Here is an 8,188-nt window from a genome sequence, read left to right as displayed (position 1 = left end):
GGGTGGGCGAGAGGGTCTCGCCGGGCACGTCGCTGGGCGGCACGGGGCGCTCCTCGATGGGCCAGACCGGCTCGCCGGTCACGCGGTCGAAGACGTAGACCCAGCCCTGCTTGGTCGGCTGCGCGATCGCCTTTATCTCGCGGCCGTCGACGGTGATGTCGGCGAGGATCGGGGCGCACGGCACGTCGTAGTCCCAGACCGGGTGATGGACGAACTGGAAGTGCCAGATGCGCTCCCCGGTCTCGACGTCGACCGCGACCAGGCTCTCGGAGAACAGGTTGTCGCCCGGCCGGTGGCCGCCGTAGTAGTCGTTGGTGGGGATCTCGACCGGCAGGTAGGCGATGCCCAACTCGGTGTCGACGGTCATCTGGGTCCAGACGCCGGTGTTGCCGGTGTACTCCCACGAGCCGTCCTCCCACGTCTCGTTCCCGAACTCGCCGGGCTGCGGGATGGTGTGGAAGATCCAGCGGCGCTCGCCCGTGCGGGCGTCGAAACCGCGCACGTAGCCCTTGGCGTTGCGGCGGCTGGGCGGCGTTCTGCCGGAGCGGCTCGCGGCGCCGATGATGACGATGTCGCCGGCCACCACCGGCGCGCCGTTCCAGGCCAGCTCGCTCGTGACCGGGTCGAGATCCTGGTCGTTGTTCCGCTTCAGGTCGACGATGCCGTCGACGCCGAAGCCGGGGACGGGCCAGCCGGTCTTCGCGTCGAGGGCCACGAGCTGGTAGCCGATGGTGACGAAGTAGATCCGCTCGTCGCCGGCTCCGTCGGTCCAGTAGCCGACGCCGCGGCCCGAGAGCCGCCGCACCGACTGCGCGGCGCGCTCGCCCTCGTCGAGGCGGTACAGCCACAGGTGCTCGCCGGTGGCCGCGTCGATGGCGACGACGTTCCGACGGCTGCCGGCCGTGGTGTAGAGCACGCCGTCGATCATCAGGGGCGTGGTCTGCAGGTAGTAGTCGGGGCGCGGGCCGAGGTTCTCGGTCCGGTAGCGCCAGACGAGCTCCAGATCGTCGAAGTTGCCGGCGTCGATCTGGTCGAGCGGTGCGTAGCGGGTGGCGCCGAGGTCGCCGGCCCAGGTGCGCCATTCGCCGTCCGTCGTCCCATGCTGCGCCGCGGCCGGTGCGGCGGCCAGCAGGAAGGCCGCCAGGACCGCCGGGAGGAAGTCCTCCGCGCGTAGGCCGAACGAGCCGGACTGTCGAGCTGTGGCGGATGGCATCGGCGTGCTCCTCGTACCTTCGATCGGGGTCCCGGTGCGACCGCGACGCGGGAGTGCGCAGCGGCCTGCGTCCGCGGATCCCGTCGCTCGGTCCGTTCGCCATCATACCCGCGGAGCGCGTCGATGGAACCTGGGGCGGGTGATATCAGTATGATATGTAACTGAAATCCATCGGGAGGAACGATTCATGATCCAGGAGAAATCGCACACCGCCCCGTCGGGGCTGCTCGTCGTGCTCGGGCTGCTGGCCGCGCTCGCGGTCGTCGTCGTGCTGTTCATCGTGGATGTCGCCGCCGACTCGCAGATCTCGTTCGGCGGTCTGACCTGCATCCTGCTGGTGCTCGTGATCGCGTTCCTGCTGGCCGGGGTCTTCGTGGTCAACCCGAACGAGGGCCGCGTGCTGCAGTTCTTCGGGCGCTACGTGGGCACGGTGCGCGACCAGGGCCTGCGCTGGGCCAATCCGCTCTTCACCAAGCGGCGGATCTCGCTGCGGGTGCGCAACTTCGAGACCGAGCGCTCGAAGGTGAACGACACCGACGGCAACCCGATCGAAATGGCCGCGGTCGTCGTCTGGAAGGTGGTCGACACGGCCGAGGCCACCTTCGAGGTCGACGACTACGTGAACTACGTGCATGTCCAGAGCGAGTCGGCGGTCCGCAACCTGGCGACCCGCTACCCCTACGACACGCACGAGGAGGGGCGGATCTCGCTGCGCGGCAACACGGAGGAGATCGCCGGGCAGTTGCAGACCGAGATCCAGGGCCGGCTCCACAAGGCCGGGGTCGAGGTGCTCGAGGCGCGGATCACCCACCTGGCCTACGCGCCGGAGATCGCCTCGGCGATGCTGCAGCGCCAGCAGGCCGGCGCCATCATCGCGGCCCGCAGCCAGATCGTCGACGGCGCGGTCAGCATGGTGGAGATGGCCCTCGAGAATCTGTCGAGACGCCAGATCGTCGAGCTCGACGAAGAGCGCAAGGCCGCCATGGTCAGCAATCTGCTCGTGGTGCTCTGCGGCGACAAGGCCACCCAACCGGTGGTCAACACCGGCACCCTGCACCAGTAGCCGGATGGCCGCCCGCAAGCCGTTCCTGTTGCGCATCGATCCGGAGGTGCTCACCGCGCTGCAGCGTTGGGCCGGCGACGAGCTGCGCAGCGTCAACGGGCAGATCGAGTTCGTCCTGCGGCGCGCGCTGCAGCGCGAGGGGCGGTTCCCCGGTCGCGAGAAGCAACCGGCAGGAGCGGGGGCGCCCGGGACGGCGCCGTCCGAGCGGCCGCCCTCGACCGACAGCGCCGCCGCCGCGGAGGAAGCCGGTTCGTGATCGGCCGCAAGCGCCCGAGCGAACGATGGGGTCGCTCCGCCGGTTGGGCATGCCCCGGGTCTCGCCGCGTGCTGCTAAGATGCGGGCACGTCTTGCTTCGATGGATTTGCGCTGCGGGCCGGGTATCCGGGGCGCCCCCAGAGTCAGGAGGACACGATGCGGACCACGCCATTCGCGCTGCTCGCTGCTGTCGTTCTCGCGCTGTCGCTCGCGTGCGGCGGGAGCGCGCCGCCTCCCGAGCCGGAGCCGGAACCCGAGGCGGCGAACCCCAACGACCAGTTCGCCGGCGCCTGGACCCTGGTGCGCAGCGAGCGCCGCGACGCCGACGGCGAGCTGATCGGCGAGCCGCGCGAGGACCGGGACGGCTACATCATGTACGACCCGTCCGGGTACATGGGCGTGGCGATCATGTCGCGGGACCGGGAGCCGTACTCCGAGGGCGGACCGACCCCCGAGGAGGCGCTCGCCCAGATGGGGAGCTACGCCTCGTACTTCGGGCGGTTCTCGGTCAACGAGGAGGAGGGGTACGTTACCCACCACCTCGAGGGGGGCCTGAACCCGAGCGGCGCCGGCTCGGACTACCGGCGGTACTACACCATCGAAGGCGACACGCTGAGGCTTCAGCCGCCGGCCAGCGAGGACGGCTCGCGCTCGTACATCACCTGGCGGCGGTTGCCCGATCTGCCGGATGCCGAGTTGACGGATACCCACCGGCGGCTCTTCGGGGTCTATCGCGTCGAGTCGGTGACGCGCCAGACGACCGACGGCGAGCCCATAGAGGTCGACCAGTACGAGACCGCGTACATCATGTACGCGCCGTCGGGGAACATGTCGGTGCACCTGATGCGTCCCGATCGGATGCCGTACGCCGGTGACGGGCCGACGGCCGAGGAAGCGCTGGCGACGGTGCTGAGCTACGGCAGCTACTTCGGCCCCTTCTCGGTGAACGAGGAAGAGGCGTACCTGGTCCACCACCGCGTGGGGAACGAGGATCCGGGACAGAGCGGGACGGACGCGCAACGCTTCTTCGAGCTGACCGACACGCACCTGACGCTGCGGCCCCCGGTCAGCACCGACGATGAGGGGCGCGAGGGGCAGAGCACGATACTCTGGGCCCGCATCAGCGACTGACCGCGGCCACTCGGGTCGGGAAAGCCGCCCCTACCGCTCGTGCAGCTCGTCGCGGGTCCAGGTGGCGGTCTCGCGCCCGGCGCGTGTGGTCTTCGCTAGTGTCAGCAACCGCGTGACCGCCTTTCGCTTGACGGAAGCCGGGGCGCGCGACGCCGTACCGCAACTACTGCGGTCCGGCGTCGCTTCGCGGTCGTGACCCGGCATCGTTACGTTCTCGCCGCCGCTGCTCGCGTCGCGCCTCCCGTTTACTCGGCCAGCGGGTGCGGGCGGATCTGGAACCGCACGATCTCGCTCGTCATCCCCTTGCCACCTTCCTGGTGCCAGTTCGTCACCGAGTCGTAGCTGGCCCAGACGCCGCGGCCCTTCCAGCCCGCCTCCCGATCGTCGATGCGGCCGTCGAGGCCCCGGGTGTAGAAGCCGAGCGGGTAGGGCACCCGCAGTGTGACCCACTCGCCGGTCTCGGGCAGCAGGGCCAGCAGCGCGTCCGAGCTCGTGCCGTTGGCGATCGGCACGTTCGCGCCCAGCCCCAGCGTGTCGAACTGGTCCACCCAGTTGTAGTAGTGGAAGTCGGCGCTACCCGCCGCCGTCACGCCCTTCATCTGCGGGCCCGGCGTCGGGTACAGGGTCCAGCCCTCGGGGCAGTGCTGCCCGGTCGCGGTCGGGCCGTTCAGCACGGCGCACTTGCTGCGGTCGAAGCTCGCGAGGTGCCCGCTGCCCCCCAGTGCCGTCCAGAGCACGCCGTTGCGGTCCACGTCGATGCCGCGGCCGCCGTGGCCCCACTGGCTCGGGTCCACGTCGGGGTTCTCGAACGGCGGCTCGTACACCTCCGCGCTGCAGGTCTCGGGCGGGTTGTCGCCGAGGTCCAGCCGGACGATGCTGCCCGGCACCGGCAGGCGCCGGGCGATCCAGATCGAGCCGTCGACCGGGTTCGGGATGATGCCGTAGGCAAAGCCGTCCAACCGCATGTCCTTGCCGGCTTCCTGCGGCTCGCCCGGCTCGGTGTACTCGCCGATGACGCCGTCCCCGTTCGTGTCGACGATGGTGGGGCACCAGCCCTGCGCCGCCTGCTCGTCGCCGGTCTCGTCGTACAGCTTCGTGTTCAGCCAGCCGACGACGTCCGTCGATCCGCTCAGCCAGAGCGTGTCGTTCTCGTCCTCGGCGAACTGCAGGTGGTGGGTCATGTAGCAGGTGTCGATGTGGACGAACTCGCCGCTGTCGGTGTCGTAGTACGAGAGCTGCCGCTGGCTGCGCGAGATCGGGAAGTTCTTCGCCGACGGATGGTCCGAGCCGTCCTGGCACCAGTCGGGGTTCTCCGGGGCACGAATCAACTGCGTGATCCAGAGGCGCCCCTTGGCGTCCATCATCGGGTTGTGAGCGCTGTAGCCCCGGGTGGTCGGGCGCTCGGTGCCCCAGTACGGCGACGGGATCAACGCGGTCGTGCCGGAGTACGAATCGCCGCGCTCGGGCATCGGATCGCGCGTCGTCATGTCCATCCGCACCGAGCGGTGGGTCACCGGATCGGTGATCGTCAGCCCGGCCCCGCCGACGCCGTACACCGGGCCGTCCGGATACAGGTGCGGGTTGCGCTTGTCGGTGGCGATCTCGTCGTGCACCATCGCCATCGTGTCGCCCCAGCCCCACATCGTCAGGACGAGGTTGCGCTCCTGCCCCTGCGGGCGCGGCGGCGCCGGCGGCACCTCGCCGGCCGCGATGCGGTCGGTCCAGTCGGCGAACAGGCCGAGGGCGCGCTCGCGCCCCATGCGGTTCAGCCCGCTGCTCATGCTGGGCCCGCTCCGGCCGACCTGCACGCGGTGCTCCCACGCGTCCAGCGTGGAGTCGAAGTCGTCGAGGTCCAGCATCGGCATCTCGCGGGTCGCCATGTTGCCCATCTGGTGGCAGAGCTGGCAGCCGTCCTTCAGCCGATCGACCCACTCGGCCTGGTGCCGCATCCGCTCGCTGATGCCGTTGCCGTCGGCCCCGGTGCCCGGGAACTCGCTCTCGGCCGGCACCTCCAGCAGCGAGTACCAGTAGTTGGCCGGGTAGATGCGCGCCGCTTCCTGCGCGGTGGCCGCCGCCGTTACGGGCAAGGTCAGCTCTTCGCCGGGGCGCGCCGGGTGCTTCTCGGAGTCCACCAGGCCGTAGCCGCGCACCCACACCTCGTAGTCGGCGTCCGGCAGATCCGGGACCAGGAAGCGCCCGTCGTCGCCGGTGACGACGATCTTGCGGAACGTGGTCTCCATGTCGTCGGTTTCCGCGATGACCCACACGCCCGCCTCGCCGCCGCCGGCGCTCCGCACGACGCCGGCGATATCGTTGCCCGCCGCCTGCGGGCTCGCGCCAGTCAGACCGAACATGATGACCGCCAGGAGCGTCACTCCCAGTAAACCGATTCGGGATGTCGCGCGCATACCAACCTCCCCTGAACAACTGGTTTCGTGTATGGCCAGCATACAGATCGTGCGGCTCGCGGTCGACGCCAAATGTGGTTCGGCCGGTGATGCCCGCGGGGTCTACCAGCACTCAGCCGGCTACTTGAATCTGCGCTCCAGCTCGTCTGAAGAGATCGTCGGCTCGCGGCGGCGTGCCTCGATGAGATCCCAAAGGGCAGGGCTGGTCTCCAGAACCACGGTTTCCCAGTCTTTGCCTTCGACTCCGAACACCACGGCGGCCGGTTCACCGCGACGTGTGACGACCACGCGGTCCGTCTGGGCCGAGTCCACGACTTGCTTGACGCTCTTCTGCAGTTCCCGCACGGAAATCGTCTTCATATGACCTGCTCACGGTTACTATCGCACATGCATCGCCCCCTGAGTGCTTCGCCCTACGGTCTGGCCGCCGCCGCTCTGCTGGCGCTGACGGTGCCGCAAGGTGCGCCGGCGCAGCCGGGCGATGCCGGGTCGGCTCTGCTGACACGGGCGGAGCGGACCGGCTACCGGGAGACGACCGGGTATGACGAGGTCGTGCAACTCGTCGAGAGCGCCGCCGCGCTGTCAGACCGCGTTCACGCGACCAGCTTCGGGATGACGGTGGAGGGTCGGTCGCTCCCGCTCGTCGTTGTAGGGGATGTCCCGGATGCGCGTTCAGCGTCGGTCATCGCCCCCGGCCGGATCCGCGTATGGCTGCAGGCAAACATCCACGGCGGCGAGGTGTGCGGCAAGGAAGCGCTGCTGATGCTGCTGCGGGCTCTCGTCAACGGCCGCCACGAGGAGTGGCAGTCGTCGCTGATCCTGCTTATTGCTCCCATCTACAACGCCGACGGCAACGAGCGGGTGGCGCTGAACAACCGGCCGTACCAGCTCGGTCCGGTGGGCGGCATGGGCACGCGGCGCAATGCGCAGGACCTCGACCTGAACCGCGACCACATGAAGCTGGAATCGCCGGAGGCGCGGGCGCTGGTCGGCGCGTATGCCGACTACGACCCGCACGTGGTCATCGACCTGCACACGACCAACGGCACGCAGCATGCGTATCACCTGACCTACGCGCCGCCGCTGCATCCGAACACCCACCCTGCCATCGACACGCTGCTGCGCGACGAGTGGCTGCCCGCCGTGAGCGATGCCGTCAGGGCGAGCGACGGGTGGGAGTTCTACCACTACGGGAACGTGCCGCGCGCGGCGGGCGCCGAGCCGAGCTGGCGCACGTTCGACCACCGCCCGCGGTTCAACAACAACTACGTCGGCCTGCGCAACCGGATCGCGCTCATCAGCGAGGCCTACGCCTACGCGCCGTTCGAGGAACGCGTGGCCGCGACGCTCCGCTTCGTGGAGGAGTCGCTCGCGTTCGCGCACGAGCACGCGGCCCGCATCGCCGCACTGACCGCGGAGGCCGACGGCACGCCGGTTGCCGGCCGTTCGCTGGCCGTGCGGGCCGTTCCGCGGCGATCACCGGAGCCGGTGGAGATCCTGCTGGGGCGGACGGAGGAGGTCCCGCATCCCGAAACGGGTGAGCCGATGCGGCGCCGGCTCGATGTCTTCGAGCCGACGTTGATGGACGAGTACGTCGCGTTCGAGCCGGTCGGGGACGGTCTGGAGGTCGCGCCGGCGTCCTACTACGTGCCGGCCGACCTGACGCCGGTCGTCGACCTGCTGGCGGCCCACGGCGTCGGCGCCGAACCGCTGGAAGCCGCCGTGACCGTCGATGCCGAGCAGTTCGTCATCAGCGGTACGTCGCTTGCCGAGGGGGCTTTCGAGGGGCACTACCAGCGCACGGTGGCCGGCGCCTGGGAGGCGGTGGAGCGCACCGTCCCCGCGGGCACGCTGGTGGTGACGGTCGCACCGCGGCTCGGGCGCCTGGCGTTCGCGCTGCTCGAGCCTCGCTCGGACGACGGGATCGTGAACTGGAACTTCCTGGACGAGTGGATCGAGGCAGGTTCGGTCTATCCCATCCTGAGAGTGCGCGCGGCACCAGTGCCCGGGCCGTGAGCGCGGGGTTGTGGGCCCCGGCTCACGGCCCCCGGGAGATAACGTCGCGGGCTAGGAGTCTGCGCCGCAGAAAACAGATGCGACAATTGTAGGCGCGAGCC

At 69.7% G+C, this 8,188-nt stretch carries 7 protein-coding genes; 4 read left to right on the top strand and 3 right to left on the bottom strand.

What is annotated here, in order from left to right:
* Window positions 1-1,213 (bottom strand): PQQ-binding-like beta-propeller repeat protein (locus tag F4X11_20450; GenBank protein ID MYN67367.1); only part of this gene is annotated, 1,213 nt, incomplete at its 3' end.
* 187 nt (window positions 1,214-1,400) lie between these two features.
* On the opposite strand from F4X11_20450, the gene F4X11_20445 reads away from it, so the two are divergent.
* From F4X11_20445 to F4X11_20435, 3 genes are all read left to right on the top strand, one after another.
* The gene (locus F4X11_20445) at window positions 1,401-2,276 is read left to right on the top strand and encodes an SPFH domain-containing protein (GenBank protein MYN67366.1); all 876 of its coding nucleotides are present in this window, start codon (window positions 1,401-1,403) and stop codon (window positions 2,274-2,276) included.
* A 4-nt stretch (window positions 2,277-2,280) separates the two neighbouring features.
* Complete coding sequence (locus tag F4X11_20440; GenBank protein ID MYN67365.1) at window positions 2,281-2,532, top strand: hypothetical protein; 252 nt, start codon at window positions 2,281-2,283, stop codon at window positions 2,530-2,532.
* 156 nt (window positions 2,533-2,688) lie between these two features.
* Entirely contained in the window at window positions 2,689-3,663 is a 975-nt protein-coding gene (locus tag F4X11_20435; protein MYN67364.1) for a lipocalin-like domain-containing protein, read from the top strand.
* A 245-nt stretch (window positions 3,664-3,908) separates the two neighbouring features.
* Here the strand turns inward: F4X11_20435 and F4X11_20430 are convergent, their stop codons facing one another.
* Both F4X11_20430 and F4X11_20425 read right to left on the bottom strand, forming a co-directional pair.
* Window positions 3,909-6,071 (bottom strand): carboxypeptidase regulatory-like domain-containing protein, encoded by a 2,163-nt coding sequence (locus tag F4X11_20430; GenBank protein ID MYN67363.1) that lies wholly within the window; start codon window positions 6,069-6,071, stop codon window positions 3,909-3,911.
* 120 nt (window positions 6,072-6,191) lie between these two features.
* Window positions 6,192-6,431, bottom strand: coding sequence for a type II toxin-antitoxin system Phd/YefM family antitoxin (locus F4X11_20425; GenBank protein MYN67362.1), 240 nt, complete (start codon window positions 6,429-6,431; stop codon window positions 6,192-6,194).
* Here F4X11_20425 and F4X11_20420 point away from each other — a divergent pair, their 5' ends adjacent.
* Window positions 6,432-8,087, top strand: a complete 1,656-nt coding sequence (locus tag F4X11_20420; GenBank protein ID MYN67361.1) for a peptidase M14 — start codon at window positions 6,432-6,434, stop codon at window positions 8,085-8,087.
* Window positions 8,088-8,188 lie beyond the last annotated feature (101 nt).

The sequence above is a fragment of the Acidobacteriota bacterium genome (genome assembly GCA_009861545.1).
In the GTDB taxonomy this organism is placed as follows: domain Bacteria; phylum Acidobacteriota; class Vicinamibacteria; order Vicinamibacterales; family UBA8438; genus WTFV01.
This window is presented reverse-complemented; position numbering and strand designations above follow the sequence as displayed.

Bases quoted from the DNA above. Each gene is read 5' to 3' on its own strand.
- F4X11_20435 (MYN67364.1), top strand. From the start codon at position 2,689: ATGCGGACCACGCCATTCGCGCTGCTCGCTGCTGTCGTTCTCGCGCTG.
- F4X11_20440 (MYN67365.1), top strand. From the start codon at position 2,281: ATGGCCGCCCGCAAGCCGTTCCTGTTGCGCATCGATCCGGAGGTGCTC.
- F4X11_20430 (MYN67363.1), bottom strand. From the start codon at position 6,071: ATGCGCGCGACATCCCGAATCGGTTTACTGGGAGTGACGCTCCTGGCG.
- F4X11_20420 (MYN67361.1), top strand. From the start codon at position 6,432: ATGACCTGCTCACGGTTACTATCGCACATGCATCGCCCCCTGAGTGCT.
- F4X11_20445 (MYN67366.1), top strand. From the start codon at position 1,401: ATGATCCAGGAGAAATCGCACACCGCCCCGTCGGGGCTGCTCGTCGTG.
- F4X11_20425 (MYN67362.1), bottom strand. From the start codon at position 6,431: ATGAAGACGATTTCCGTGCGGGAACTGCAGAAGAGCGTCAAGCAAGTC.